The following is a 785-nucleotide window of genomic DNA, read 5'->3' as shown; positions in this document are numbered from 1 at the left end:
GGGTCTGTTGGGAATTATACTTTTTCAAAGTCACCAAATGTGATTCAAAATCCGTATGGATCGCTTCGTACTGACAGACGCCCAATGGGCGCAAATGGAACCGCTGTGCCTTGGCAAGAAAACAGATCGCGGGCGCAGCGGGCAGGACAACCGTCTTTTCATTGAGGCGGTCCTCTGGATTGCCCGGACCGGCAGCCCATGGCGGGACCTTCCGACGTATTTCGGACATTGGAACTCTGTCTATTCCCGTTACAGCGACTGGATGAAAGCCGGTGTTTTCAAACGGCTTTTTGAAGCGGTCTCTGACGATGCCGACATGGAATATGCGATGATCGACGGCACGGTGGTCCGGGTTCACCGCCATGGCCAAGGCGCAAAAGGGGGACCCGAAGTCAGGCGATAGGACGCAGTGTGACGGGATGGTCCACCAAGATCATCGCCATGACTGACGCCCTGGGCAATCTGGTACGCTTTACGCTTATCCCCGGCCAGCATTACGACACGGTCGGGGTGGCGCCGCTTCTCGAACCGGCTGATTTCGAGGGACTTCTTGCTGACAAGGCGTTCGATGTCCACTGGATCGTGGACACCATACGCGCGCAAGGGGCCCGCGTGGTCATTTCCCAGCGTCGGAACCGCCTCGACAGGCGATCCTTCGATGGCGCCCTGTTCAAGGCGCGCCATCTCATCGAGAACTTCTTCTGCAAGCTCAAGGAGTTCAAGCGCATCGCCATGCGAAGCGACAAGACCGACAGATCATTCGCAGCGATGATTTATCTCACCGC

1 protein-coding gene is annotated in these 785 nt (G+C 56.9%); it reads left to right on the top strand.

Going from position 1 to position 785, the window contains the following annotated elements:
• Positions 1-55: 55 nt before the first annotated feature.
• Positions 56-785, top strand: a protein-coding gene (locus F1542_RS16950) for an IS5 family transposase (RefSeq protein WP_193734021.1) whose coding sequence is annotated in 2 segments (ribosomal slippage) — positions 56-386 and positions 386-785 — 731 coding nt annotated over the 2 segments. Because the reading frame shifts where the segments join, the coding sequence is not laid out codon by codon here. This gene is flagged as partial in the annotation.

The sequence above is a fragment of the Komagataeibacter sp. FXV3 genome (assembly GCF_015155755.1).
In the GTDB taxonomy this organism is placed as follows: domain Bacteria; phylum Pseudomonadota; class Alphaproteobacteria; order Acetobacterales; family Acetobacteraceae; genus Komagataeibacter.
The sequence above is the reverse complement of the archived record's forward strand: the minus strand, read 5'-3'. Positions and strand labels throughout refer to the sequence as shown.